The sequence below is a fragment of the Rhodococcus sp. IEGM 1351 genome, assembly GCF_030056875.1.
In the GTDB taxonomy this organism is placed as follows: Bacteria; Actinomycetota; Actinomycetes; order Mycobacteriales; family Mycobacteriaceae; genus Rhodococcus_F; species Rhodococcus_F opacus.
The window spans coordinates 236,024-261,346 of record NZ_JASHKU010000002.1; the positions used below are offsets into that span (position 1 = coordinate 236,024).

At 69.1% G+C, this 25,323-nt stretch carries 25 protein-coding genes and 1 other RNA gene; 14 read left to right on the forward strand and 12 right to left on the reverse strand.

Annotated elements, in window-relative coordinates; all coding sequences use genetic code 11:
- The first annotated feature begins 30 nt into the window (after positions 1 to 30).
- From QM806_RS04075 to QM806_RS04090, 4 genes are read left to right on the forward strand one after another with little or no spacing between them, the layout of a single operon-like run.
- Entirely contained in the window at positions 31 to 681 is a 651-nt protein-coding gene (locus QM806_RS04075) for an ABC transporter permease (RefSeq protein WP_283290719.1), read from the forward strand.
- Positions 674 to 1,900: an ABC transporter ATP-binding protein gene (locus QM806_RS04080; RefSeq protein ID WP_005561165.1), complete on the forward strand. Its 1,227-nt coding sequence runs from the start codon at positions 674 to 676 to the stop codon at positions 1,898 to 1,900. The genes QM806_RS04075 and QM806_RS04080 overlap by 8 nt, the downstream gene beginning before the upstream one ends.
- Positions 1,897 to 2,670 carry an ABC transporter permease gene (locus QM806_RS04085; RefSeq protein WP_005254254.1) on the forward strand — a complete coding sequence of 258 codons (774 nt, stop codon included), beginning with the start codon at positions 1,897 to 1,899 and terminating at the stop codon, positions 2,668 to 2,670. Before QM806_RS04080 ends, QM806_RS04085 begins: the two co-directional genes overlap by 4 nt.
- Positions 2,670 to 3,653 (forward strand): glycine betaine ABC transporter substrate-binding protein, encoded by a 984-nt coding sequence (locus tag QM806_RS04090; RefSeq protein ID WP_005254255.1) that lies wholly within the window; start codon positions 2,670 to 2,672, stop codon positions 3,651 to 3,653. The genes QM806_RS04085 and QM806_RS04090 overlap by 1 nt, the downstream gene beginning before the upstream one ends.
- Positions 3,654 to 3,656: 3 nt before the next feature.
- Here QM806_RS04090 and QM806_RS04095 read toward each other — a convergent pair whose 3' ends face one another.
- The 4 genes from QM806_RS04095 to QM806_RS04110 form a co-directional block, all read right to left on the reverse strand.
- The gene (locus QM806_RS04095) at positions 3,657 to 4,622 is read right to left on the reverse strand and encodes an endonuclease/exonuclease/phosphatase family protein (RefSeq protein ID WP_005561166.1); all 966 of its coding nucleotides are present in this window, start codon (positions 4,620 to 4,622) and stop codon (positions 3,657 to 3,659) included.
- Complete coding sequence (locus QM806_RS04100; RefSeq protein ID WP_005254257.1) at positions 4,619 to 7,633, reverse strand: bifunctional [glutamine synthetase] adenylyltransferase/[glutamine synthetase]-adenylyl-L-tyrosine phosphorylase; 3,015 nt, start codon at positions 7,631 to 7,633, stop codon at positions 4,619 to 4,621. The genes QM806_RS04095 and QM806_RS04100 overlap by 4 nt, the downstream gene beginning before the upstream one ends.
- 8 nt (positions 7,634 to 7,641) lie before the next feature.
- A complete protein-coding gene (gene glnA / locus QM806_RS04105) occupies positions 7,642 to 8,982 on the reverse strand; it encodes a type I glutamate--ammonia ligase (protein WP_005247775.1) in 1,341 nt (446 codons plus the stop codon).
- Between the two features lie 116 nt (positions 8,983 to 9,098).
- Positions 9,099 to 10,667 carry an alpha/beta hydrolase gene (locus QM806_RS04110; protein ID WP_120660678.1) on the reverse strand — a complete coding sequence of 523 codons (1,569 nt, stop codon included), beginning with the start codon at positions 10,665 to 10,667 and terminating at the stop codon, positions 9,099 to 9,101.
- Positions 10,668 to 10,850: 183 nt separating this feature from the next.
- Here QM806_RS04110 and panB point away from each other — a divergent pair, with 183 nt between their 5' ends.
- Genes panB through pip form a run of 3 tightly spaced genes read left to right on the forward strand, consistent with a single transcriptional unit; the run spans position 10,851 to position 13,189 of the window.
- Positions 10,851 to 11,720, forward strand: coding sequence for a 3-methyl-2-oxobutanoate hydroxymethyltransferase (panB, locus tag QM806_RS04115; RefSeq protein WP_005247779.1), 870 nt, complete (start codon positions 10,851 to 10,853; stop codon positions 11,718 to 11,720).
- A 40-nt stretch (positions 11,721 to 11,760) separates the two neighbouring features.
- Entirely contained in the window at positions 11,761 to 12,216 is a 456-nt protein-coding gene (locus QM806_RS04120) for a hypothetical protein (protein ID WP_005254259.1), read from the forward strand.
- A gap of 7 nt (positions 12,217 to 12,223) precedes the next feature.
- Positions 12,224 to 13,189 carry a prolyl aminopeptidase gene (gene pip, locus QM806_RS04125; protein WP_005254260.1) on the forward strand — a complete coding sequence of 322 codons (966 nt, stop codon included), beginning with the start codon at positions 12,224 to 12,226 and terminating at the stop codon, positions 13,187 to 13,189.
- A 4-nt stretch (positions 13,190 to 13,193) separates the two neighbouring features.
- On the opposite strand, the gene QM806_RS04130 is transcribed toward pip, so the two are convergent.
- Together QM806_RS04130 and QM806_RS04135 are read right to left on the reverse strand one after the other, a co-directional pair.
- A complete protein-coding gene (locus tag QM806_RS04130) occupies positions 13,194 to 14,594 on the reverse strand; it encodes an RNB domain-containing ribonuclease (protein WP_037203218.1) in 1,401 nt (466 codons plus the stop codon).
- A 30-nt stretch (positions 14,595 to 14,624) separates the two neighbouring features.
- Positions 14,625 to 14,810 carry a hypothetical protein gene (locus QM806_RS04135; RefSeq protein WP_005254262.1) on the reverse strand — a complete coding sequence of 62 codons (186 nt, stop codon included), beginning with the start codon at positions 14,808 to 14,810 and terminating at the stop codon, positions 14,625 to 14,627.
- Between the two features lie 402 nt (positions 14,811 to 15,212).
- Between QM806_RS04135 and QM806_RS04140 the strand changes: the two genes are divergently transcribed.
- From QM806_RS04140 to QM806_RS04150, 3 genes are read left to right on the forward strand one after another with little or no spacing between them, the layout of a single operon-like run.
- The gene (locus QM806_RS04140; protein ID WP_054248486.1) at positions 15,213 to 15,659 is read left to right on the forward strand and encodes an FAS1-like dehydratase domain-containing protein; all 447 of its coding nucleotides are present in this window, start codon (positions 15,213 to 15,215) and stop codon (positions 15,657 to 15,659) included.
- Entirely contained in the window at positions 15,656 to 16,075 is a 420-nt protein-coding gene (locus QM806_RS04145; RefSeq protein WP_054248485.1) for a MaoC/PaaZ C-terminal domain-containing protein, read from the forward strand. Before QM806_RS04140 ends, QM806_RS04145 begins: the two co-directional genes overlap by 4 nt.
- Before the next feature lie 22 nt (positions 16,076 to 16,097).
- Positions 16,098 to 16,721 carry a LysE family translocator gene (locus QM806_RS04150; protein ID WP_005567679.1) on the forward strand — a complete coding sequence of 208 codons (624 nt, stop codon included), beginning with the start codon at positions 16,098 to 16,100 and terminating at the stop codon, positions 16,719 to 16,721.
- Between the two features lie 8 nt (positions 16,722 to 16,729).
- Here QM806_RS04150 and QM806_RS04155 read toward each other — a convergent pair whose 3' ends face one another.
- Positions 16,730 to 17,533, reverse strand: a complete 804-nt coding sequence (locus tag QM806_RS04155) for an alpha/beta fold hydrolase (protein ID WP_005254266.1) — start codon at positions 17,531 to 17,533, stop codon at positions 16,730 to 16,732.
- 196 nt (positions 17,534 to 17,729) lie between these two features.
- Positions 17,730 to 18,167: RNase P RNA component class A (gene rnpB, locus QM806_RS04160), an RNA gene on the reverse strand.
- Between the two features lie 60 nt (positions 18,168 to 18,227).
- Between rnpB and QM806_RS04165 the strand changes: the two genes are divergently transcribed.
- Both QM806_RS04165 and QM806_RS04170 read left to right on the forward strand, forming a co-directional pair.
- Complete coding sequence (locus QM806_RS04165; RefSeq protein ID WP_206033612.1) at positions 18,228 to 18,755, forward strand: DUF1697 domain-containing protein; 528 nt, start codon at positions 18,228 to 18,230, stop codon at positions 18,753 to 18,755.
- 7 nt (positions 18,756 to 18,762) lie between these two features.
- Positions 18,763 to 20,013 (forward strand): SLC13 family permease, encoded by a 1,251-nt coding sequence (locus QM806_RS04170; protein WP_043790267.1) that lies wholly within the window; start codon positions 18,763 to 18,765, stop codon positions 20,011 to 20,013.
- A 7-nt stretch (positions 20,014 to 20,020) separates the two neighbouring features.
- Here QM806_RS04170 and QM806_RS04175 read toward each other — a convergent pair whose 3' ends face one another.
- The 4 genes from QM806_RS04175 to cobC all read right to left on the reverse strand — a co-directional run bounded on the left by QM806_RS04175 (position 20,021) and on the right by cobC (position 24,130).
- Positions 20,021 to 21,127 carry a bifunctional RNase H/acid phosphatase gene (locus QM806_RS04175; RefSeq protein WP_133984452.1) on the reverse strand — a complete coding sequence of 369 codons (1,107 nt, stop codon included), beginning with the start codon at positions 21,125 to 21,127 and terminating at the stop codon, positions 20,021 to 20,023.
- Positions 21,124 to 21,861 carry a zinc ribbon domain-containing protein gene (locus QM806_RS04180; RefSeq protein WP_005254270.1) on the reverse strand — a complete coding sequence of 246 codons (738 nt, stop codon included), beginning with the start codon at positions 21,859 to 21,861 and terminating at the stop codon, positions 21,124 to 21,126. The genes QM806_RS04175 and QM806_RS04180 overlap by 4 nt, the downstream gene beginning before the upstream one ends.
- A 98-nt stretch (positions 21,862 to 21,959) precedes the next feature.
- Entirely contained in the window at positions 21,960 to 23,099 is a 1,140-nt protein-coding gene (locus tag QM806_RS04185; protein ID WP_005567684.1) for a Nif3-like dinuclear metal center hexameric protein, read from the reverse strand.
- Positions 23,096 to 24,130: an Rv2231c family histidinol phosphate aminotransferase CobC gene (gene cobC, locus QM806_RS04190; protein WP_005567688.1), complete on the reverse strand. Its 1,035-nt coding sequence runs from the start codon at positions 24,128 to 24,130 to the stop codon at positions 23,096 to 23,098. The genes QM806_RS04185 and cobC overlap by 4 nt, the downstream gene beginning before the upstream one ends.
- Before the next feature lie 29 nt (positions 24,131 to 24,159).
- On the opposite strand from cobC, the gene QM806_RS04195 reads away from it, so the two are divergent.
- Together QM806_RS04195 and QM806_RS04200 are read left to right on the forward strand one after the other, a co-directional pair.
- Positions 24,160 to 24,861 (forward strand): HAD-IA family hydrolase, encoded by a 702-nt coding sequence (locus tag QM806_RS04195; RefSeq protein ID WP_005567691.1) that lies wholly within the window; start codon positions 24,160 to 24,162, stop codon positions 24,859 to 24,861.
- Positions 24,848 to 25,321, forward strand: coding sequence for a low molecular weight protein-tyrosine-phosphatase (locus QM806_RS04200; protein ID WP_283290432.1), 474 nt, complete (start codon positions 24,848 to 24,850; stop codon positions 25,319 to 25,321). Before QM806_RS04195 ends, QM806_RS04200 begins: the two co-directional genes overlap by 14 nt.
- The last annotated feature ends 2 nt before the right edge of the window (positions 25,322 to 25,323 follow it).

A 25,323-nucleotide genomic window follows, 5' to 3' on the forward strand; every position in this document is an offset into this window, starting at 1 on the left:
ACATCGGGAGAAAGGTGTTCACGGTTGGACATGCAGCAACTGTGGGACTTCGTCTCCGCCCGCAAGCAGCAACTGGTCACCGACTCGTTCCTGCACGTCAGCGCAGTCGTGCAGTCGGTGGTGATCGCCACGATCGTCGCGGTGGCGATCGGTATCCTCGTGTACCGCAGTCCGGCGGGCTCCTCGATCGCCACCGCACTCGCGAGCACGATCCTCACCATCCCGTCGTTCGCTCTGCTCGGCCTGCTGATCCCGATCCTCGGCCTCGGTGTCGCCCCCACCGTCACCGCTCTCGTGCTGTACGCGCTGCTGCCGATCATCCGGAACACCATCCTCGGACTCGCCTCCGTCGACCCCGCGGTCACCGACGCCGCCCGGGGCGTGGGAATGAGCCGCACGACGGTGCTGAGCAGGATCGAACTCCCGCTCGCCTGGCCGTCGATCCTGACGGGAATGCGGGTGAGCACGCAGATGCTGATGGGCATCCTCGCGATCGCCGCCTACGCCAAGGGTCCCGGGCTCGGCAACCTCATCTTCTCGGGACTGTCCCGTGTCGGCAGCCCGACCGCGATACCGCAGGCCCTCACGGGGACCGTTCTCATCGTGACCCTCGCCCTCGTACTCGACGGAGTCCTCGCCGTCATCGGCCGACTCACCACCTCCAGGGGGATCCGTGACTGACCTCGATACACCGCCGACCAACGGAAGCACCGTCTCCGGAGTGGACATCGTCCTCGAAGACGTCGTCAAGAGCTACCCGGGCCAGGAGAAGGCGGCCGTCGACAACGTGTCGATGCGCATCCCCGCCGGCGAGATCGTGGTTCTCGTCGGCCCGTCCGGCTGCGGCAAGACCACCACCATGCGCATGATCAACCGGCTCATCGAACCGACGTCGGGGAAGATCACGATCGGCGGGAAGGACGCCCTGTCCATCGACCCGGACAAGTTGCGGCGCGGCATCGGCTACTCGATCCAGCAGGCCGGACTGTTCCCGCATCTCACGATCGCCAAGAACGTCGGCACGGTCCCCGGTCTGATCGGCTGGGACAAGAAGAAGATCGCCGACCGTACCGACGAGATGCTCGACCTCGTCGGACTCGAACCCGACCTCTACCGCGAGCGCTACCCCCGGCAGTTGTCGGGCGGTCAGCAGCAGCGGGTCGGGGTGGCGCGGGCACTGGCCGCCGATCCCCCGGTACTGCTCATGGACGAGCCGTTCGGCGCGGTCGACCCGATCACGCGCGGACTGCTGCAGGACGAGTTGATGCGACTGCAGTCCGATCTCGGCAAGACGATCGTCTTCGTGACGCACGATTTCAACGAGGCGGTCAAGCTGGGTGATCGGATCGCGGTCCTGGGCAACCAGTCGCACATCATGCAGTACGACACTCCGGATGCGATCCTCGCCCATCCCGCCAACGACATGGTGGCCGGGTTCATCGGCGCGGACGCGTCGCTGAAGCAGCTGACGCTCACCCGGGTGGCGGAGGTCGAACTCCTCGACTGCCCCACCGCGTACGAGGACGGCTCGGTTGACGATCTGCGGGCGGCGATCGCACCCCGCAAGATCAAGTGGGGCGTCCTCCTGGACGCGCGGGACCGACCGACCCACTGGGTGTCGTTGCGGCATCTGGCCAACGCCACCTCGCTGCGCGGCATCGGCGACCCGATCGAAGAGGTGGTGTCCACCCAGTCGACGCTGCAGGACGCCCTCGAAGCGCTCCTGGCGGAGAGCAGTGCGTCGACGATCGTCACCGGCCGGCGGGGCGAGTACCGCGGCCTGATCACCATCGACACACTGGTGACGCACCTGTCCGCGCTGCGTGAGGAACACGCGCACGACGACGAGGACAGCGAGCCGAAGCAGAACGGGGCGAGCGAGGGCGGGACACCGTCATGACGGCTGCCGTCGCCACGACGCCCACCGCACCGGCCGCCCGGCGGTCGGAGCGGGCCCGCTTGCTGGTCCAGCCGATCATCGTCGTGATCCTGGTGGCGGGTGTGCTCGCCTGGGCCTTCAACCGCGAACTCACCGCCACGCAGAAGGGCAGTCTCAACGCCGCCAACATCGCGACCCTGACGTGGCAGCACGTGCTGATCACAGTCGCGGTGGTCGCGATCGTCGTCGTCATCGCGGTTCCGCTGGGGATCCTGTTGACGCGGCCCGGGTTCACCAAGCTGGCACCGATCTTCCTCGGAATCGCCAACATCGGACAGGCCGCGCCGGCCATCGGACTGCTGGTGCTGCTCTTCCTCGCGACGGGGACCACCGGATTCTGGATCGGGGTGCTCCCCATCGCGTTCTACTCTCTCCTGCCCGTTCTCCGGAACACGATCCTGGGTCTGCAGGAGGTCGATCCCGCCGTCATCGACGCCGGGCGCGGACAGGGCATGACCGCCGGTCTCGTCCTGCGGAAGGTCGAGTTCCCGCTCGCCGTGCCGTACATCCTCGCGGGACTGCGCACGTCGCTCGTGCTCGCCGTGGGCACCGCGACACTCAGTTTCCTCGTCAGCGCCGGCGGTCTGGGAATCCTCATCGACACCGGATACAAGTTGCGCGACAACGTGACTCTGGTGGTTGGAGCCGTGCTGGCGGTCGCGCTCGCGCTGCTGGTCGACTGGTGCGGTGCCCTGGCCGAGGAGTTCCTCGGCCCGAAGGGGCTGCGCTGATGGACCACCTCCGGAAGGCGATCGCCGCGACGGCGGTGACACTGTGCGGTGTCCTCGCCGCGTCCTGCGGCCTCGAATCCGGTGGCGCCCTGCCGCTGTCGGTGGAACCGGGCAGCATCCAGCCCGTCCCCGAACTCGAGGACGTCAAGATCACCGTCGGCTCCAAAGACTTCACCGAGCAGGTCACCCTCGGGTACATCATCGAGTTCGCGCTCAGTGCCGCCGGCGCCGAGGTGCGCGACCTCACCAACATCCAGGGGTCCAACAGCACCCGGGACGCGCAGCTGGACGGGCAGATCGACGTCACCTACGAGTACACCGGGACCGGGTGGATCAACTACCTCGGCAACGAGATTCCGATTCCCGACCCGACCGCGCAGTTCGAGGCGGTCCGCGACGAGGACCTCGAAAGCAACGGCATGGTGTGGGTGGATCCGGCCCCTATGAACAACACGTACGCACTCGCGATGAGCAGGCAGACCGCCGAGGAAACCGGGATCACCACCCTGTCGGAGTACGCGGATCTGGTCAACCGCGACCCCGCCGCCGCGACGACCTGCGTCGAAACCGAATTCAACGTCCGGCAGGACGGGTTCCCGGGTATGGCCGCCAAGTACGGCTTCGACCCCGCCCGCGCGAACCGCCAGATCCTGCAGACCGGCATCATCTATCAGGCCACCGCGGACGGGACGCAGTGCAAGTTCGGCGAGGTGTTCACGACGGACGGCCGCATCATCGCGCTCGATCTGGTGCTGCTGGAGGACGATCGCCAGTTCTTCCCGAAGTACAACCCGGCGATCACCATGCGCAAGGATTTCGCCGAGGCACATCCGCAGGTGGCGGAGGTGATGGCCCCGATCTCCGCGGCGCTCACCAACGAGGAGATCACCGAACTGAACCGGCGGGTCGACGTCGAGGGCGAGGAACCAGCGGACGTGGCCCGGGACTGGCTGGTGGAGAAGGGATTCGTCACGCTCCCGTGACGCTCAGCTGCCGAGGGCGATCTTCGCGATCAGGCCTCGATGATCCGAACCCGTCAGGACAACCGATTCCACGGACTCCGCCTGCGCTCCGCTCGTGACGATGTGATCGATCGCGATCATCGGCGGGAACGGCTGCCGGTCTGCGGGATACGTGTTCTGGATTCCGGCACCCACCTGGTCCGCGGCATCGCGGTAGCGTCCGGTCACGAGGTTGCGGTACTTCACGTGGTCGCGGGTGGAGTTGAAGTCGCCGCTGACGATCACCGGTCCCGAGTCGGCGGGGACGGCGTCGAGAATGGTCTGGATGCGGTCCATTTCGCGCGACCACAGCGACGGATCCGACGGCCACGGCGGGACCGGGTGGAATGCGTACAGTGCCGTGCTCGCACCGTCCGGGAGTTCCACCCGCGCCGACAGCGCGGACAGGACGAATTCCGAGTGGTGGACCTTGTCGTTCAGCGGGTACCGGCTCCAGATCCCGGTTCCCTCGCCGCCACTGCCGGGCATGAGGAACGAGAACGGCAGCGTCGATTCGATTCCCGCGGCCACCAACCGGTCGACGGCCTCCGGTGTCAGTTCGTTGGTGGTGAGCACGTCGACGTCGTGGTCCCGGATCTGCCGGACGAGGGAGTCGGCGTCCGCGTTGCCGAGCCAGATGTTGGCCTGCATCACCGTCAGTTCCGGCCCGGACGCCGTCACCGAACTGTTGGCCACGTACAGCGGGCCCTGCGACAGGGTGGCCACCGCGGCCACGGCCAGCGCGACCCCGAAACCGATCCAGTGCCGGGTGATTCCCAGCAACAGCACCCCGGCCGCGGCGGCCGCCATCAGGTACGGCGCCGCGGACGCCAGCACGAGCAGACGCTGGTTCTGGACGTCGAGGAATCTCAGCACGACGCCGAACACGCCGACGAGCACCGCGAGCCACCCGAGCGCCGTCAGCGCCCGCACCCCCCAGGTGGCGATCACTCCCCGAAGACTCTCTCCACCACAGCCTTGGCCCGCCGGGTCACCCGCAGGTAGTTGTCGAGGAACTCGCCCGCGTCGCCGCCACCCCAGCCGGCGATCTGCGCGACCGCGGACAGCACCCGGCCCGAGCCGGGCAGCTGATCGGTGGCCTTGCCGCGAACGAGCACGAGGCAGTTGCGCGCCTTCGTCGCCGTGATCCACGCGTCACGCAGCAGATCGACGTCGGACTCGCTGAGCAACTCGGCGGCGCCGATCGCGTCGAGTGTCTCGAGAGTCGACGTGTTGTGCAGCGACTCGATCTCGTGGGCGTGCCGGAGCTGGATCAGCTGCACGGTCCATTCGATGTCGGCGAGACCGCCGCGCCCGAGCTTGGTGTGCGTCGCGGGGTCGGCGCCGCGCGGCAGTCGCTCGGAGTCGACGCGCGCCTTGATGCGCCGGATCTCACGGACCGCCTGCTCCGACACCCCGCCCTCCGGGTAGCGGGTCTTGTCGATCATGTGCAGGAAGCGCAGTCCCAGATCGGCGTCGCCCGCGACGTGATGCGCGCGCAGCAGTGCCTGGATCTCCCAGGCCTGCGCCCACTGCGCGTAATAGGCCTCGTAGGACGCCAGCGTGCGCACCATCGGGCCGCTGCGTCCCTCCGGGCGCAGGCCCGTGTCGACCTCCAGCGGCGGATCGGTGCTGGGCGCGCCGAGCAGAGCCCGCACCTTGTCGCCGATGCTGTTGGCCCACTTGACGGCGACCGTCTCGTCGATCCCCTCGCGCGGCTCGCACACGAACAGCACGTCCGCGTCGGAACCGTAGCCGAGCTCACCGCCACCGAGCCGGCCCATGCCGATCACCGTGAAGGTCGCGGGAGCGGGCGTGCCGAGTTCCTTCTCGCTCGCCTTGGTCACGGCCGCCAGGGCGGCATTGAGCACGGCCGCCCACACGGACGACAGCGCCTTGCAGACGCCCGGCACGTCGAGCATGCCGAGGATGTCCGCGGAGGCGATACGGGCCAGCTCGTAACGGCGCAGGGAGCGCGCCGCCGCGATCGCGCGGGCCGGGTCGTCGTGGCGTGCCGACGCCGTCAGGATGCCGCGCGCGACGTCCTCCGGCTTCGACTCCAGCAGCCGCGGTCCGGCCGGCGAATCCGCGAACAGGCGCACCACGTCCGGCGCCTTGATCAGCAGGTCGGGAACGTAGGCCGAGGATCCGAGTACCGTCATCAGCCGCTCGGCGACCGAGGCCTCGTCACGCAGCAGCCGGAGGAACCAGGTCTGATCGGTCATCGCGTCCGACAGCCGCCGGTACGCGAGCAGACCCGCATCGGGATCCGGTGTGTCGGCGAGCGATTCGAGCAGCGTCGGCAGCAGCAGCGCCTGGATACGGCCCTTGCGGGACGCGCCGCTGGTGAGTGCGGTGAGGTGCCCGAGCGCGTTCTCCGGGGCGGTGTAGCCCAGCGCCGCCAGCTGGCGGATGGCCGCGTCCGGGCTCAGCCGCAGAGCCTCCTTGTCGATGCGCGCCACCGATTCGAGCAGCGGCCGGTAGAACAGCTTGGCGTGCAGCCGTCGCACGCGGTGCGAGTTGCGCTTGATCTCCGCATTGAGAACGCCGAGTGCGTCCTTGCTGCCGTCGGGCCGCATGTGCGCCGCGCGAGCCAGCCAGCGCAGCGCTTCCTCGTCGTCGGCGGGCGGGAGGGTGTGCGTGCGTCGCAGCTTCTGCAACTGCAGCCGGTGCTCGAGCAACCGCAGGAACTCGTAGGACGCAGCGAGATTCGCAGCGTCGTCGCGGCCCACGTAGCCGCGGGCGGCGAGGGCGGTCAGCGCGTCGATGGTGCTCTGGACGTGCAGCGCCTCGTCCGCGCGCCCGTGCACGAGTTGCAGGAGCTGGACGGCGAACTCGACATCGCGCAGACTGCCGCGGCCCAGTTTCAGTTCGCGTTCGCGGAGTTCCGGCGGAACCATCTCCTCCACCCGGCGGCGCATCGCCTGCACCTCGGGAACGAAGTCCTCGCGCTCCGACGCGGTCCACACCATCGGGCTGAGGGCGTCGACGTACTGCTGTCCGAGCGCGACGTCGCCGATCATCGGGCGGGCCTTGAGCAGCGCCTGGAATTCCCAGGTCTTGGCCCAGCGCTTGTAGTACGCGACATGCGAATCGAGGGTGCGGACGAGTTCGCCGCGCTTGCCCTCCGGCCGCAGCGCGGCGTCCACGTCGAAGAAGGCCGAGGACCCGACGCGCATCATCTCGCCCGCGATCCGGCTGGCGATCGCGTCGGCGGGTTCGGCGACGAAGACCACGTCCACGTCGCTGACGTAATTGAGTTCGCGGGCACCGCACTTGCCCATGGCGATGACGGCCAGCCGCACGGGGCACGGCGCGTCGGGACACACGGCTGCGACGGCCACCGCGAGGGCGGCGTTCAGCGCGGCGTCCGCCAGATCGGACAGCTGATGCCCGACAGTCTGGTACGGAAGTACCGGTTCGTTCTCGACAGTCGCTGCGAGGTCGACGGCGGCGAGCAGCATCAGCTCGTCGCGGTACGCCTTGCGCAGCGCCGCGATGGCATCGGGTCCGGTCACCTTCGCCCGGTACAGTTTTGCGTCCGGGTGGGCGCCGTCCTCGGGTTCGGCCCCGACCGCGGCCATCATCGTGGCGGTCGCCTCGTCCTTCGACGGGAGGCGGACGTCGCCGGCGAGGATCTTCCAGGACGCGGGATCCGCGACCAGGTGGTCGCCGAACGCGCTGGACGCGCCGAACAGCCCGAACAACCGGCCACGCAGGCCCTTGTCGGTGCGGAGCGCCGCATCGAGTTCGGCCCAGCCCTCGCCGAGCCCGTCCTTCAGGCGCACCAGGGTGCGGAGGGCGAGGTCGGCGTTCGCGGCCCGCGACAACGACCAGAGCAGTTCGATGCTGTCTTCACCGACCCAGCCCAGATCGCGGAGTTCGGACGGAGCGGTCGGCTCGACGAGACCCAGACGACCCGGACCGGGAACGGCAGAACGCGCTGCCGGAGGCTTCACCATGCTCTTGCTCACAACCCCAGATACGTCTTGAGTTCGAACGGCGTCACGTGGCTCCGGTACTCCTCCCACTCGCGACGCTTGTTGCGCAGGAAGAAGTCGAACACGTGCTCGCCGAGTGCTTCGGCCACCAACTCCGACTTCTCCATCTCGCGCAGCGCGCCGTCGAGGTTGCCGGGCAGTTCCCGGTAGCCCATGGCGCGGCGCTCGGCCGACGTCAACGCCCACACGTCGTCCTCGGCCTCCGGGGGAAGTTCGTAGCCCTTCTCGATTCCGCGCAGACCGGCGGCGAGGAGCACCGCGAACGTCAGGTACGGGTTGCAGGCCGAATCTGGGCTGCGGATCTCGACGCGACGCGAGGACGCCTTGTTCGGCGTGTACATCGGGACGCGGACCAGCGCCGACCGGTTGGACGGGCCCCAGGACGCCGCCGTCGGGGCCTCGCCACCGTGGATCAGACGCTTGTAGGAGTTCACCCACTGGTTGGTGACGGCGCTGATCTCGTTGGCGTGCTCGAGGATGCCGGCGATGAACGCCTTACCGGTCTCCGACAGCTGCATCGGATCGTCCGGGTTGTGGAAGGCGTTGGTGTCGCCCTCGAACAGGCTCATGTGGGTGTGCATCGCCGAGCCGGCCTGATCGCTGAACGGCTTCGGCATGAACGTGGCGCGCACGCCCTCGGCGATCGCGACCTCCTTGACGACGTAGCGGAACGTCATCACGTTGTCGGCCATCGACAGGGCGTCCGCGTACCGCAGGTCGATCTCCTGCTGGCCGGGAGCCGCTTCGTGGTGGCTGAACTCGACGGAGATGCCCATCGACTCGAGTGCGTCGATCGCGTGCCTGCGGAAGTTGGGAGCGGAGTCGTGGACGGCCTGGTCGAAGTAGCCGCCGGAGTCGGCGGGCTTCGGCGGCGTGCCGTCGATCGGCCCGTTCTCCAGCAGGAAGAACTCGATCTCGGGGTGCACGTAGCAGCTGAAGCCCAGATCGCTCGCCTTGTTCAGCTGACGGCGCAGCACGTGCCGCGAATCCGCCCAGGAGGGGGAACCGTCGGGCATGGCGATGTCGCAGAACATGCGGGCGGAGTGCTGATGCCCCTTGCTCGAACTCCACGGCAGCACCTGGAACGTGGAGGCGTCCGGCTTCGCGACCGTGTCCGCCTCGGACACCCGGGAGAAGCCCTCGATCGCGGATCCGTCGAAGCCGATGCCCTCCTCGAAGGCACCTTCCAGTTCCGCGGGGGCGATCGCCACCGATTTCAGGTATCCGAGAACGTCCGTGAACCACAATCGGACGAACCGAATGTCGCGCTCTTCGAGGGTGCGAAGCACGAATTCCTTTTGGCGATCCATGTCCGCGAGAGTAAGCAAAGTTCGTTAAATCTGTGTTACTTCGTTGATTCGACTATGCCGGATTCCGCATCGTGCCAGCGTGCGGGCACCTCGGACGATCCCATCACAGGCGTGGGTCAGCACGTCAGGTCCGCGGGCGGCGCCGCGAGGTCGACGAGATAGTCCGAGACGGCGTCGTCGACGCACGCCTCGCCGTCGAGAACGACGGTGTGCTGAGTGCCCCGGTACGTGACGAGCGAGCCGTTCATCTGCTTCGCCAGATCCACGCCCGCCTGGTACGGCGTCGCCGGGTCCTCGGTCGTCGACACGACGACGACAGGCGGGATCCCGGGCGCCGACACGGTGTGCGGCGAGCCCGTGTTCGGCGCGGGCCAGAACGCGCAGACGTCCAGCGGCGCGCTGCCGGTGCCGCGACCGTCGTCGAGGAACGGCGCCGCCTGGCGGTACCGCACGTCCGCCTCCCCGACGGCCGCGCGGTCGGTGACGGGCGGATCGTCCATGCAGCGGATGGAATTGAAGGCGTCGTTGAGGTTGGAGTACGTGCCGTCGTCGGCGCGCCCCTCGTACAGATCGGCCAGCATCAGCAGCGAATCGCCCGTCCCCGTCTGCAGGCTCTCCAGGCCTCCACGGAGCGGGCCCCACAGATTCGGCGAGTACAGGGCCTGCTGGACGCCGGTGATCGCATCGGTGTAGCTGAGTCCGCGCGGGTCGGTGGTCGCGGCCGGCTTGGCGATCAGCGGGTCGACGAGCGCCCGGAACCTCGCGTTCGCCTGCGCCGGGTCGGTGCCGAGCGGGCAGTCCGGTTGTTGCATGCATTCCGCGGCGAACGCGTCGAACGCGGACTGGAATCCGGCCGCCTGCAGGATCACTTCCTCCGTCGGGTCCTGCTCGGGATCGAGGGCACCGTCGAGGACCATTGCGCGCACGTTGCCCGGGAACGTCTCCGCGTACGTCGAGCCGAGCCGGGTGCCGTACGAGTAGCCGAGGTAGTTGAGCTTCTCGTCACCGAGCACCGCCCGGATGACGTCCATGTCGCGCACCACGTCGTACGTTCCGACGTGTGCGAGGACGTCGACGCCGGTCCGCTCCGCACACTTGTCCGCGTACTCACGGTTCTCGGCCTCCGTCTGCGCGATTCCGGCGGGACTCATGTCGACGTCGTCGTCCTTGCGCCGCGCGTCCACCTCCGGCGGGGTCAGGCAGGTCACCTGCGGCGTGGACGCGCCGACGCCGCGCGGATCGAAACCGATGACGTCGAACCGCTCCGCGATGTCGGTGCCGTCGGCTACGGACGCCAGCCCGATACCCGACGCCCCCGGGCCACCGGGGTTCACGAGCAGCGATCCGACCTTGTCGCCGGTCGCCTTCGACCGGGAGACGGCGATCTGAGCGGTGGCGCCCCCGGGGTTCGCGTAGTCGTTCGGCACGGTCACCTTCGCGCAGTCGAGAGTGTCGCCGAGCGGAGACCCGTCCGTGCTGTAGCCCTCGCACGACCCCCACTGCACCTGCTGCGTGTAGAACTCCTCGAGCCCGGCGGGGATCGGTCCGGCCGGAGCCGCCGCGGCCGCCGGCGGTTCGGCGACGGCCTCACCGGTGTCCCGTCCGCCTCCCGCACAGCCTGCGACGACAAGGACGACGGCGATGCACCCCGCGAACGCGGCCGGTACCCGAGCACTCTTCGACATAGGACGATCGTGCCAGGGGTTCTGCGCCGGCAGGCCTTCCCGCAGGTCAGAGGACAGACGGTGGGTGTGACCTATCGCACCCGCGCGAGCCCTTCGCTCCCCCGCGGGGCGGTGGCAGACTGTAGGCGTCATCACCCGCACCCGGGGACCCGCCAAGGGCCTCGAGGCCAGAAAGGGACAACGATGTCCGATAGCAAGTCGTCCGCGAGCACGTCCGAAGATCGGCTCTACGGATCAGCACCATCGCACGACGTTCCCAAGCGCAAGACCCGAACCCACCACCTGCAGGCCATGAAGGCCGAGGGTGAACGCTGGGCGATGCTCACCGCCTACGACTACTCCAGCGCCCGCATCTTCGAGGAAGCCGGGATTCCCGTTCTCCTCGTCGGCGACTCGGCTGCCAACGTCGTCTACGGATACGAGACCACCGTCCCGGTCACGATCGACGAACTCCTCCCCCTCGTTCGCGGCGTCGTCCGCGGTGCGCCGCACGCTCTCGTGGTGGCGGACCTCCCGTTCGGCAGCTACGAGAGCTCCCCGGAGCAGGCTCTCGCGTCCGCGACCCGGTTCATGAAGGAAGGGCTGGCCCACGCGGTCAAGCTCGAGGGCGGCGAGCGTGTCGCGCCGCAGATCGCCGCGATCACCGCGGCAGGCATCCCCGTCATGGCCCACGTCGGGTTCACCCCGCAGAGCGTGAACTCGCTCGGCGGTTTCCGCGTACAGGGCCGCGGCGACGCCGCCGAGCAGTTGGTCGCCGACGCGATCGCCGTGCAGGAGGCCGGCGCGTTCTCCGTCGTCATGGAGATGGTGCCCGCCGAGATCGCAGGCCAGGTCACCCGCAAGCTCACCATCCCCACCGTGGGCATCGGAGCGGGCGTCGAGTGTGACGCCCAGGTCCTCGTGTGGCAGGACATGGCCGGCTACACCAGCGGCAAGACGGCGAAGTTCGTCAAGCGCTTCGGTAACGTCGGTGACGAGTTGCGTAACGCAGCCGCCGCATACGCGACCGAGGTACGCGCCGGAACGTTCCCGGCGGAAGAGCACAGCTTCTAGGTCGTCCTCGACTCACCGGGCCGGCACACACTCGAGGGGGATGTTCATGGGACAGCGACGCGTGCAGGGCACCGGACGTCGTCACCGCCCGGCCGTGATGGCGGCCGCGGCGGTGGCGGCCGCGGCGGTCGTCACGGGGTGTGCCGGACCGGGCCCCGCACCCGCACCCGGCACCACCCCACCCCCGGCCACCACCGCGGTTCCCGGCCCCGGCCTGGTGCCGGGTGGTGTCACCGAGGCGCAGGCCGCCCAGCTGTGCACCGACCTCGAAGGTCAGTTGCAGAGTTGGCGCACCTACACCCCGACCATCGGCAAGACCGGGTTGAACGGTCTGGTCGGCACGTGGATCGCGAAGAACAACCTCAACGCGCTCGACTTCCTGCAGGACCGGGGCCGGATCGACGTCATCACGACGGCGGCCTGCCCCGGCATCCGGCAGGAAGCGGTGACCGCTCTGGTGATCCCCGATCTGGCGTCCGGCCTGATCGGGTTCTGAGGCCGACGTGACCCAGCTGCGCACCCTGTACCCGCCGCTCGAGCCGTACCAGTTCGGGCATCTCGACGTCGGCGACGGTCAGCAGATGTACTGGGAGCAGAGCGGGAACCCCGCCGGGAAGCCGGTCGTGTTTCTCCACGGCGGGCCCGGCGGCGGCACCGATCCCGCGCAACGACAGTTCTTCGACCCGCAGGTGTACCGGATCGTGCTGCTCGACCAGCGCGGATGCGGCCGTTCCACACCCCACGTCGCCGACGGGGCCGATCTGTCGGTCAACACCACCGACCGTCTCCTCGGCGATGTGGAGTTGCTGCGCAGCCATCTCGGTATCGACCGGTGGCAGGTCTTCGGCGGGTCGTGGGGCTCCACGCTGGCTCTCGCCTACGCCCAGAAGCATCCCGGCCGGGTCACCGAGCTGGTGTTGCGCGGCATCTTCCTGCTGCGCCGCAGCGAGATCGACTGGTACTACAACGGCGGTGCCGGACATCTGTTCCCCGAACTGTGGGAGGAGTTCCTGGCGCCGGTGCCGGAGTCGGAGCGGGGTGGCGACCTCGTCGAGGCCTACCACCGGCTCCTGCAGTCCGACGATCCCGACGTCGCGACGCGGGCCGCGGTCGCGTGGTCCACGTGGGAGGGCGCGACGAGTTCGCTGCTCCCCAAACCGGAACGGGTGGTGGAGACGTCCCAGCCGAGGTTCGCGCTGGCCTTCGCCCGCATCGAGAACCACTACTTCCACAACCGCGGGTTCCTCGACGAGGGTCAGCTTCTCCGGGACGCCGCCGCGCTGGACGGCATTCCGGGCGTGATCGTGCAGGGGCGCTACGACGTGGTGTGCCCGGCGACCAGTGCGTGGGCGCTGCACCGGGCCTGGCCGGGTTCGCGGCTCGAGATCGTCGACGACGCGGGACACTCGGCGATGGAGCCGGGCATCGTGCATCACCTCGTCGAGGCAACGGACCGGTTCCGCGACTGACGCGCTATGCGGGGTAACCGAACTCGACGGTCCGCTTCGCGACGTCGGCGGAGACGAGCCTGATCTTCACCTGTTCGCCCTCGGCGGGGTCGCCCACGCATTTCGCCATCACGGACACGGACGGGACGAACACGTCCGCGGTGCGCTTGCCGTTCCGTGACCGCAGCACGGTCGCGTCGAACGTCTCCCCCACCCGGTCGGCGAGCACCGTCGCTTCGGTGAGGTCGATGCAGGCGCGGTCGATCTTGCTCGCGAGGGAATCCGAGCCGACCATGATCTCGGGCATCGAACCCAGGGCGTCCCGCGCCCAGGACGGCACCGGCGTTCCGGCGGTGACGGCGAGGCACACCTCCGTCGAGTACCGATCCGAGAGCCGGCGCAGCGGCGCGGTCACGTGGGCGTACGGGGCGCCGATGGCGGCGTGCGTGGTCAATTCGGGCAGGGCGCCGTCGAACGCCGCGTAGTCGGCGCCCCGCAGCAGCGACGGCGCCTCGGTCATCAGCACCAGCGTCGACGCCGAATTCGGGTCGAGCCGCGCCAGGAGTTCACCGACGCCGACGCTCTCCGGCCAGTCGATCCCCAATGCCGACGCCGTGCGTCGCAGCGCCTCGACCGCGTCCGGTCCGGCGGGCGGCAGGGTGCGGAGCAGCCCGACCTTCGCGTCGAGCATCATGTCCGCGGCGCACATTCCGGTGAGGAGCGAGACCTCGGCGTTCCAGTCGTCGGCCTCGGTGCGGGGCGCGAGGTCGACCCGCCAGCCGTCGCCGTCCGGCACCACTTCCTGCTCGGGGAGCCGGAGTTCGATCGCTCCGCGCGCCACCGCCGCCGCCGTGCGGAGCCGGCCGAACTCCGGCAGCGACGCGATGGACGGATGCAGTCTCCCCGCCTCCGAATCGGCCTGCACCCCGGCGTAGTCCAGCCGTGCCACGGAACGCACCGTCGCACGGGACACCGTGCAGGACAAGGGTGTGGCCGATTCGTCGAGTTCGATCCGCCACACCACCGCCGGGCGGTCCTCGTCGGGGAGAAGACTCGCGGATCCCTCGGAGAGTTCCTTCGGGTGCAGCGGCACCTTGCCGTCGGGGAGGTAGAACGTCTGCCCGCGTTTGCGGGTTTCCACGTCGAGCACCCCACCGGGCTCCACGACGGCGCCGACGTCCGCGATCGCGTAGTGCAGGACGAATCCGACCTGTGTCCGCTCCAGATGCAGCGCCTGATCGAGATCCAGGGAATCGGGCGGATCGATGGTGACGAACGCCAGATCGGTGCGGTCCTCCCGCTCGGACGCGTACCGGTCGGACGCCGCCCGCGCCTGCGCGACCGCCGCGGGCGGATACCCCTCCGGCAGGTGGAATTCGGTGCGCACGGTGCCGAAATCGATTCCGCGCGCGACGAAACGACTCATCGGCACCTCACGCACACCCTCTCGACAACGCTAGTTGTTCCACTCCTCGTCTGCCCGGTCCGCCGCCTTGTTCCGCTCCGCGGCGATCTGCAGCGCCTTCTCGGCGGACGCGCGATCGGGGTACGGGCCCATCCGGGACATCGACGATGCCGCCTTCCCCTGCGTGACCGTGCCGTCCTCGACGTTGTAGTACCAGAGATGATCTTCGTCAGTCATGCCCTCAGTGTGGCACCGGTGGGACGTGTGGGGTTGTGGATCACGCTCATACTGTTACCCTCGGAGTCCTGTCCGGTGATACGGTCCCCGGCGCCGGTCAGTGCGGTGCCGATGGCTCGCCTCCCGGCGCAGTGCCCGAACAGAGAATGGAGCGAGCATGTCAACGATCATTTTTGATCAGCTACTTCCCTACCTCGGTGCCGAAGGCGCCACCTACTGGGCCCAACTGCTGATGGTCGATCCCGTCTGACGGCTATCGATCAGTCGATACGTCGAAGCCCCCGCCGGACCTGTCCGGCGGGGGCTTCGACGTGAGCGGGCAGGCACGTCCGCGACACATTCGTGACGATTCTCCGAACGCTTCGCCCTGCCCTGGGGACGGGACGTCTCTAGGCTGACCTGATGGCAGTGAATCCAGCGATCGAGGGTCGTGTCTATCCGCCGACCGAGCCCTACCTCGTCGGCCGCGAGAAGATCAGGGAATTCGCCCGCGCCGTCTTCGCCACCAACCCGACGTCCTTCGACGTCGGCAGTGCCCGCGCCGCCGGTCACGCCGATCTCGTTGCCTCGCCCACGTTTCCCGTCATCGTGCAGGAACGCGCACTGGCGCAGCTCGTCGCCGATCCGACGTCGGGAATCGAGCCGGTCAATCTGGTGCACAGCACCGAACACGCCACGTCCATCCGCCCGGTCGTCGCGGGCGACGAACTCTCCGCGGTGCTCACCGTCACGAACGTGACGTCACGCGGTCCGCATACACTGCTCGTCGCCGACATCGAGATCCTCGACGCCGCAGGCGATCACGTGAGCACCATGACGTCGACGCTGTTCGTCAGGGGGGAGGAATGACGTCGCCGCAGCGAATCATGCTCGGCGACACCGTCGCCAAGGCCCGATATCACGTGACCCGGGAATCCCTGGTCCGCTATGCCGGGGCGTCCGGTGATTTCAACTCCATCCACTACCGGGACGACGTCGCGAACGCCGTGGGCCTGCCCGGTGTGCTGGCGCACGGAATGCTGACGCTGGGACTGGCGACGCAGTGCGTCGTCGACTGGCTCGGCGACGCGGCACGGGTCACCGGATACCGCGCCCGCTTCACCAAGCCGGTGATCGTCGCCCCGGACGACGGCGCGGTCGTCGAGGTCGTCGCGAAGGCCGCACAGGTCGACGAGGCCGCGGGCACTGCGAGGATCGACCTGACGGTGACGTTCGACGGGCACACCGTGCTCGGCAAGTCACAAGTCTGGATTTCACTGCGCTGAGCGCGCCCGACATACTGGGCCGATGATCGGTGTCGTGATGACCGCGTTCGCGGTGCTCGGTCTCCTGACCGTCATTCCGGGTCCGGACATGGCGGTGGTGACGCGCGCCGGCCTGTCCGGTGGACGCGGCGCCGCGCTGCGAGCGACGTTCGGCGTGGTCGCCGGGTTGATGGTGTGGGGCGCGCTGACCGTCGTCGGGCTCGGCGCGGTGCTCGCCGCCTCCGCGGAGGCCTACACCGTCGTGAAGATCGTCGGCGGGATGTACCTGGCGTATCTGGGCCTCTCCACCCTCTGGCGCAGCCGGTCGCGACAACGCACCGCCGCGCCCGGACCGGCACAGGTTCCGTCGCCGGGGTCGAGTTGGCGGGCCGGGTTCCTGACCAACCTCCTGAACCCGAAGATCGCAGTGTTCTACACCGGCCTGCTCCCCCAGCTCGTTCCGCCCGGGTGGCCGACCGCCCCGACCCTGGCGTTGCTCGTGCTCGTTCACGGGCTCCTCGGGATCGTCTGGCTCGGCGCGTACAGCCTTCTGCTGACCCGTGCCCGCACCACGCTGGAGAAGCCGTCGGTGCGGCGGGTCCTGGATCGGATCACAGGAACGGTCCTCTTCGGTTTCGGCGCCGTCGTCGTCGCCGAGGCGCGGTAGGGCCGAGGTCAGTTCCGGGAATCGCCGGAAGTCGCCGAGCTGCCGCCGAGCAGAATCGTGCTGATCAGATTCGGGTCGTCGGTCATCGGGACGTGCCCGATGCCGGGCAGGACCAGTATCCGCGCCTGCGGGAGGAATCGGCGCACCCGCCGTGCCTGATACACCGGCAGAATCAGGTCGCGGCGCCCCCACGCCACGGTGACCGGAACCGTCGCGTCGACGACCGGCGGAAGATCGAACGAGGCCGTCACCCCCTTGTCGACCAGGGCGTTGGTGGTGAGCGAGTGCGCGTCGACCACGGCATCCTCGTACGGCACCCGGCTGGGCCGTGCGAAGAAGGCGGCAAGCGAGGGATAGCGGACAGCCTTGTATCGCAAAGCCTTCGGAGCGTTCGGACCCATTGCCCGGGCGAGTCCGCGCAGGGCCCGGAACGTGTAGATGGTGCGGGCCTGATCGGCGTGGTTGACGAAGAAGCCGGCCGGTGAGAGCGCCGTGGCCGAGGCGACCTCGCCCCTGGCCGCCAGCGCGAGGGACAGCCAGCCTCCGAGCGAGTTTCCGGCGACGTGGGGCCGTTCGCCGGGCGGCGTCACCGAGCGGACGAACCCGCTCAGTTCCTCGAGGAGTTGATCCATCATGTCCGGGCCGTCTTCGAGTGCCGCCGATTCTCCGTGTCCCGGAAGGTCGACGGTGACCACTCGGCGATAGGGCGTCAACTGGTCCAGCAGGGCGTTCCAGGCCTGCCGGCGATGCACCACCCCGTGCACGAGTATCAGGGTGGGGCCGGAGCCGGCGATGTCGTGGGGCAAGTCCATGGACAGATGTTACCGCTATCACGAGTAACATCTACTGCCGCCGATAGAGGGGCCCCATCGCCCACGGACGTGGGCGATGGGCCCCGGCATCGACCCCGATTCGGGTCAGTCGGGCCGTTGCGGGAAAGATGCTAACCGGTCTGTTTGTTACTCGCCAGTCAGGATCGAGACCTCGCCGACCGGCGCACGGGTGAGGCGGACGAGTTGGCGTGTAAGCCGGATCCTGTCCCCGAGCGCCGAAGCGCCGGGTGGCGACCATCCATCTGGGCACACCGTCGCCGGGTACCTCGAGCGGTTCACCCGCAGGCTCGGGCGAGCAGCCCTCGGACACCTGCGCAGCCGCACCGGGACCCGGAGGATCCGGTGCGGCCTTCAACCTTGCTCCGGGCGGGGTTTACCTAGCCACCCCGGTCACCCGGGGTGCTGGTGCGCTCTTACCGCACCGTTTCACCCTGACCGACGCCTCACCCCGGAGGATGTGGCGTCGGCGGTCTGTTTTCTGTGGCACTGTCCCGCGAGTCACCTCGGGTTGCCGTTAACAACCGCCCTGCTCTGTGGAGTCCGGACTTTCCTCGACTCAGGGCCTGTGCACTGATGTGCTGGTTCCCTGTGCCGCGGTCGCCCGGCCAACTCGTCCGCCCGATCAGCCTACAGTTCGCGCGAACGTGTCATGCCGCCGCACTATGGTCTGATCATGACCCGATACGCCGCCCTCCTGCGCGGCATCAATGTGGGCGGCATCAACATCAAGATGGCCGACCTCCGCAGCACCTTCGTCGATCTGGGATTCGAGAACGTGAAGACCGTCCTCGCGTCGGGCAACGTGCTGTTCGATTCCGACCGTGACGACGTCCCCGCACTGAAGAGTGAGATCGAATCCGGGCTGCGTGCCGAATTCCACTACGAAGCCTGGGTTTTCGTCCTCGACCTCGACACGGTTCGACAGATCGTCGACGACTACCCGTTCGACCCCGAGCGAGAAGGCTGGCACCCGTACGTGCTGGTGACGCCCGAACCCGAGGTCCTGGACACCCTTCTGAGCATCGGGGGCGAGCTGGATCCGGAGGTCGAACGAGTGCAGGCCGGCGACGGCGTCCTGTACTGGGAAGTCGAACGGGGTATGACGCTCAAGAGCAGGTTCGGCAAGAGCACCGGCGCTCCCAAGCTCAAAGCGTTCACCACGACCCGGAATCTGCGCACCCTCCACAAACTCCTGAAGTGACCCGTCGGTGACAGTTCTGGCGGTGGCGCTCGTCGCCGGAGTCCTCGTCTTCGCGGTCGTGCGTCCACGGAGGCTGCCCGAGATCGTCGCGGCCGCACCGGCCGCGGTCGTCGTCCTCGCCACCGGTCTGGTGACGCCGGCGGAGGCCTGGGACGAAGTGTCGGAGATGGCCCCGACCGTCGGGTTCCTGGCGGCGATCCTCGTCCTTGCGCACCTCGCGGACGCCATGGGGGTGTTCACCTGGATCGCGGGCCGGTTGCGGCGCGGGGCGCGGGGGGATCCAAAGAGGTTGCTGACTCTCGTGTTCGCGGCGGCGGCGCTGACCACCGCGGTCCTGAGCCTCGATGCCACGGTGGTCCTGCTGACACCGGCGGTGATCGCCACCGCCCGCTCGCTGCGGATGGATCCGCGCCCCCATTCGTATGCCACCGCGCACCTGTCGAACACCGCGTCGACCCTGCTGCCCGTCTCCAACCTGACGAACCTCATCGCGTTCTCGGCGACCGGGTTGAGCTTCCTGCATTTCACCGCCGTGATGGCGCTGCCGTGGGCCGTGGCGATCCTCGTCGAATTGATCCTGTTCCGAGTGTTCTTCCGGCGGCACCTCGTCCGGCCCGAAGCCGAGCCGGAGCCGAAACGTGACCCGCCGGCGCCGGTAGTCGCACTGTCGATCATCGCGGCCACACTCCTGGGGTTCGCGGTGTCCGGCTTCGTCGGGGTCGCACCGGCGTGGGTGGCCGCGGCGGGGGCGATCGTGCTGGGCGTCGTCGCCCTGCGCGACGGCCGGACCAGCGTGGGCCGGATCGTGTATTCGATCGACGTGTGGTTCTGCGGGTTCGTCCTGATCCTCGGCGTCGTCGTGGCCGGGGTCGCGAACGGTCCGATCGGCGAATGGATCGCCACGCGACTGCCGACCGACACGTCGTTCACGGCGTTGCTCACGATGGCCGTCGTCGCCGCGGTCGCCGCGAACCTGGTGAACAACCTCCCCGCCACGCTGCTCCTGCTGGCAGCGCTCGGACCGCACGCTCCGACCGGACTCGTGCTGGCGATGCTGCTCGGTGTGAACCTCGGCCCCAACCTCACGTACGTGGGGTCGCTGGCGATCATGCTGTGGCGGCGCGTCGCCGCGCGCGCCGGATCTCCCGCAGATCTCCGGACGTTCACGCTTCTCGCGCTGGTGACCACGCCGTTGACCCTGCTCGCCGCGGTCGTTGCCCTCTGGGCCTGTGAGTACTTGTTAACCGCCCGCGGTTAACAAGTACTCACAGGTGGGAGGTGTCGTTGACCAGGCGGACGGACGAGCCGCCGTCGGGATAGAACTCGGCGACGCTCAGCGACGCCAGATCCAGATGCAGCTTGTACAGCAGGGACGGTCCCGCGTCGAGCGCCAACTGCAACAGGGTCTTGATGGGGGTCACGTGGGTGACCACGAGGATCGTGGAGCCGGCGTAGGAGGCGGTGAGGTCGTCGCGGACCTTCAGGATGCGCTCCCGCACCTCGTCGAAGCTCTCCCCCGCGGGCGGGCACACCGACGTGTCCGACAACCACTTGCGGTGCAGTTCGGGGTCACGCTCGGCAGCTTCCCGGAACGTGAGGCCCTCCCACTCGCCGAAGTTGGTTTCGGTGAGGCCCTCGTGCACGGTGACCGGGAGTCCGAGCACCTTCGCCGCCGCCGTCGCGGTCTGCTGCGCGCGTCCCAGCGGGGACGACACCACGGCCGCGATTCCGCTGTTGCCTGCAAGGCGAGCGGCCGCGCCGTTCGCCTGGGCCTGCCCGATCTCGGTGAGGGCCGGGTTCCCGCGACCCGAGTACCGCCGGTCGACGGACAGCGCGGTCTGCCCGTGCCGGAGCAGCAGCATCCGGGTCGGGGCGTCCGTCGTGTCCATCCAGCCGGGTGCCGTGGGGGTGGCCTTCTCCGGCTGGACGGCAGCCGGTTCCGGTTCGGCGTCGGAATCGCCGGCGGCGCCGTCCATGGCTTCGTTGGCGAGGCGGTCGGCGTGCGCGTTCTCCGCCCGCGGAATCCAGGTGTACGTCACAGAATCGAACTGCCGGGCGAGTGTGGACGCCTGGCGCTGCAGCGGAATCATGTCCGGGTGCTTCACCTTCCAGCGCCCGGACATCTGCTCGACCACCAGTTTGGAGTCCATCCGCACGTCCACCTCGGACGCGCCGAGTTCGGCGGCGGCGTCGAGACCGGCGATCAGGCCCCGGTACTCGGCGACGTTGTTGGTGGCGATCCCGAGGCTCTCCTTGCGTTCCGCGAGAACGGTGCCGTGGGTGGCGTCGAACACCACGGCGCCGTAGCCGGCGGGTCCGGGATTGCCGCGCGAACCACCGTCGGCCTCGACGACGACCCGACCGGCACTCACAGACCCGACTCCTTCGTGCGCACCAGGATCGCGCCGCATTCCGAGCAGCGCACCACGACGTCGGGTGCGGTGGCGGTGATGCGGGAGATCTCGCCGCGGTCGAGTTCGATGCGGCACGCTCCGCAGCGCCGGGCCTGCAGCAGCGCCGCTCCGACACCGTTCTGGCTGCGCTGCTTCTCGTAGACGGCGATCAGGTCGGCGGGGAACTGGTCGGCCAGCGCTGTGCGGTCGCGGATGCAGCGCTGCTCGGCGGCGTCCAGATCCGCGACGGCGTCGTCCCGGCGGCGGGCGGCGTCGATGAGGTCTTCCTCGATCTGCGACAACTGCGCACCGGCGTGGTCGTGGTCGGACTGCGACGCCTCGCGCCGTTCCATCACCTCGAGCAATTCGTCCTCGAGCAGTCCCTGACGGCGGACGAGGCTGCCGAGTTCGTGTTCGAGTTCGGTGAGCTGCTTCGATCCGACCGTTCCGCTCTGGAGCAGCGTGCGGTCGCGGTCCTCGCGCTGACGGACGGCGTCGACCTCACCTTCGAGCTTGCGGATGTCGCGGTCGAGATCGTCGAGGACGATTTCGACGGCCACCGCCGCGTCCTTACGGGTGACGCGCTCCGCCTCGAGCCGCTCGACTTCCTGACGCTCCGGAAGCGCGGTGCGTCGGTGGGCGATCCTCGACAGCTCCGCATCGACGCCGGCGAGGTCGAGAAGCTTGGACTGCACCTGTGGTTCGACGTTCACGCGTGGTAACTCCTGCTGTCTTCTGTGAAGGGTTCTTGTGTGCAGATTGCTGGGTGTCAACCGTACCCCGGCGGATCACCGGTTTCGGCCGGACGGCGCTACGACGGCGACGCGCTGACCGACCACGGATCGGTCCGTACGGCCGACACCCGAACCTGCCAATCCGGTGTATGGCCGAACGCGGTGTCGAGGACGCCCTTGGCCTGGTCACACCACGGCTGCTCGCTCGCCCAGTGCGCGACGTCGATCAGGGCCGGCCCCCCGGCGCGCAGGTGCTCGTCCGCCGGGTGGTGTCGCAGATCGGCGGTGACGTAGGCGTCCACGCCGAGTCGGGAGACGGCGTCGAGGTACGAGTCGCCGGAGCCGCCGCACACCGCGACGGTGCGGATCGTCGCTTCGGGGTCGCCCGCGGCCCGCACGCCCCACGTCGTGGCGGGCAGCGCGTCCGCCACCCGGTCGGTGAAGTCCCGCAGCGACAGCGGGTCGGGCAGCTCCCCGACCCGCCCGAGTCCGCGGGGTCCGGGGAACGTCGCCATCTCGAACACGTCGAACGCGACCTCCTCGTACGGGTGGGCGGCGCGCATCGCGGCGAGCACGTTCTGCCGGATGCCGCGCGGAGCGATCACCTCCACCCGGCTCTCCTCGACACGTTCGAGCGCACCGACCGCGCCGAGGGTGGGGTTCGCACCGTCGGTCGGGAGGAACTGGCCCTGCCCGGTGACGGACCAACTGCAGTCGCGGTAGTTGCCGATGTGCCCGGCGCCCGCGTCGAACAGGGCGCGCCGCACCGTATCGGCGTCGCCGGCCGGGACCAGGACGACCCACTTGTCCAGGTTCTCGGTGGGGTGCGGGTCGATCGGTCCGGTGACGGTGAGTCCGAGTGCCGCGGCCAGGGCGTCGGAGACGCCGGGGTCCGCGGAGTCGGCGTTGGTGTGCGCGGTGAACAGGGCGCATCCGGTCTTGATCAGCTTGTGGACGAGTGCGCCCTTCGGCGTGTGGGCGCCGACGGTGTCGACGCCGCGCAGCAGCAGTGGGTGGTGGACGAGGAGAAGGTCGGCGCCGGCGTCGATCGCCTCGTCGACGACGGCGGCGGTCGGATCGACCGCGATCGTCACCGTCGTCACCGTGTCGTCGGGGTCGCCGCACACGAGTCCGACGGAGTCCCACGATTCAGCGAGGGCGGGCGGGTACGCCGCATCCAGGGTCGCGATCACGTCGGCGAGACGCACCGGATTCACAGGATCTCCTTCATCGCGTCGATCAGGACATCGGTCTGCTCACGGGGTCGCACCGCGACCCGGAGGAAGTCGGGACCGAGTCCGGGGAACGTGTCGCACCGCCGCACGGCGATGCCCCGCTCGCGCAGTTGCTTCCGCACGAGTTCGCCGTCCGGCAGTCGGAGCAGCAGGAACGGTGCGACGGCGGGCTGGTGCACCGCGACGCCGATCTCGTTCAGCCGCCGGATCAGGTAGTCCCGCCACGCACCCAGCACGACGGCGTGCTCCCGGGCGGCGGCGACGGCGTCCGGTTCGCTGCATGCGGCGATCGCCTCCACCTGCAGGCTTCCCAGTGGCCAGTGCGCCCGCCCCACCTGCAGGCGTTCGAGGATCTCCGGGGAGCCGAGCGCGTATCCGCAGCGCAGCCCGGCCAGTGCCCACGTCTTGGTGAGGCTGCGCAGCACCAGTACGTCGGGCAGCGAACGACCGGCGAGCGACTCGACCTCACCCGGCACCGCGTCGGCGAACGCCTCGTCGACCACGACGATCCGGCCGGGCCGGCGCAGCCGCAGGATCTCCTCCGCCGGGTGCAGCACGGAGGTGGGGTTGGTCGGGTTGCCGATCACCACCAGGTCGGCGGAGTCGGGGACCGCGGCGGCATCCAGGACGTACGGGTCGTCGAGGAGCACCTGCGTGACGGGCACGTTCGCCTCCCGCAGGGCCCACTCCGGTTCCGTGAACGACGGATGGATCAGTGCCGCCTCCCGGACCCCGAGCCGCGGGAGCAGGGAGAAGCCCTCGGCCCCACCCGAGAGGAGCAGCACCTCCTCGGGCGAGCGGCCGTGCCGGGCGGCGACGGCGGTCCGGGCGACGCGATCGGCCCCGACGGTGGGATAGGAGCCCAGGCGCGGCAACGCGTCCGCGAGGCGCAGTCGCAGCCATTCCGGGGGCCCGTCGCCCTGCACGTTCACTGCGAAATCGAGGAGACCGGGCCCCGCATCCACGTCTCCGTGGTGACGCAGGCTCTCCCGGCTACCGGCACGAATGTCCACAACCGTCGAGCCTAAGGGACAATGGTCCGGTGACATCTCTCTCCACCTCCCCGTCCTCCGCCCCTTCGGCCCTGTCGGCTCCGATCGTGCTGTTCGATCTCGACGGCACGCTCACCGACTCCGCGCCCGGCATTCACGCCGGGTTCCGTCATGCGCTCGCGACGATCGGGCAGCCGGAACCGACCGACGAGATGATCGACGCCGTCATCGGCCCGCCGATGATCGACACGTTCCGGTCGATGGGGCTGGACGAAGACGTCGTGCAGCAGGCGATCGCGGCCTACTTCGAGCGCTACGACAGCGTGGGGTGGGCGGAGAATGCCGTCTTCGACGGCATCGAGAAGGTGCTGATCGACGCCCGCGACAGCGGCCGACGGCTCGCCGTCGCCACGTCGAAGTCCGAACGGTTCGCGATCCGCATCCTCGAACACTTCGAGCTGGCCCACTACTTCGAGTTCATCGGCGGCGCCAGCGACGACGGCAGTCGCCGCGCCAAGTCGGACGTGATCGCCCACTCCCTCCGGAACCTGGGAGTCGCCGCCGCCGAGGGCGCCACCCCCGACGTCCTGATGGTCGGCGACCGTGACCACGACGTCCTCGGTGCCGCGCACTGGGGTATCCCCGCGGTGTTCGTCGAGTGGGGTTACGGTTTCCCGGCCGAGGCCGAGCGCGCGCACACGACGGCGGAGACCGTCGCCCACCTCGGGAAGCTGCTCGATGCCGCAGCCTGACACCCCGCTGCACGTGACGTTCGTGTGCACCGGCAACATCTGCCGCTCCCCCATGGCTGAGAAGATCTTCGCCGAACACCTCCGCCGGGAAGCCCTCGACGACCGGGTGATGGTGAGCAGCGCCGGGACCCACGGCTGGCACGTCGGCCGCGAGGCCGACATCCGCACCACCGAGACCCTGAAGCTGAACGGGTACCCGACGGGCCACACGGCCGCGGAGGTCGGACCGTTCCATCTCGGCGCCGATCTGGTGGTCGCACTGGCGGCCAACCATGACCGTGAGCTTGCCCACATGGGGGTGCCCGACGAACGCCGCCGGTTGCTGCGCAGCTTCGACCCGGACGCGGACACGTCGTCCGTCCCCGACCCCTTCTACGGCGACCTCGAGGACTTCGAACGGGTCCGCCTGCAGATCGAGGCCGCGGTGCCCGGGTTGCTCGACTGGGTGCGCAGCCGGTAACC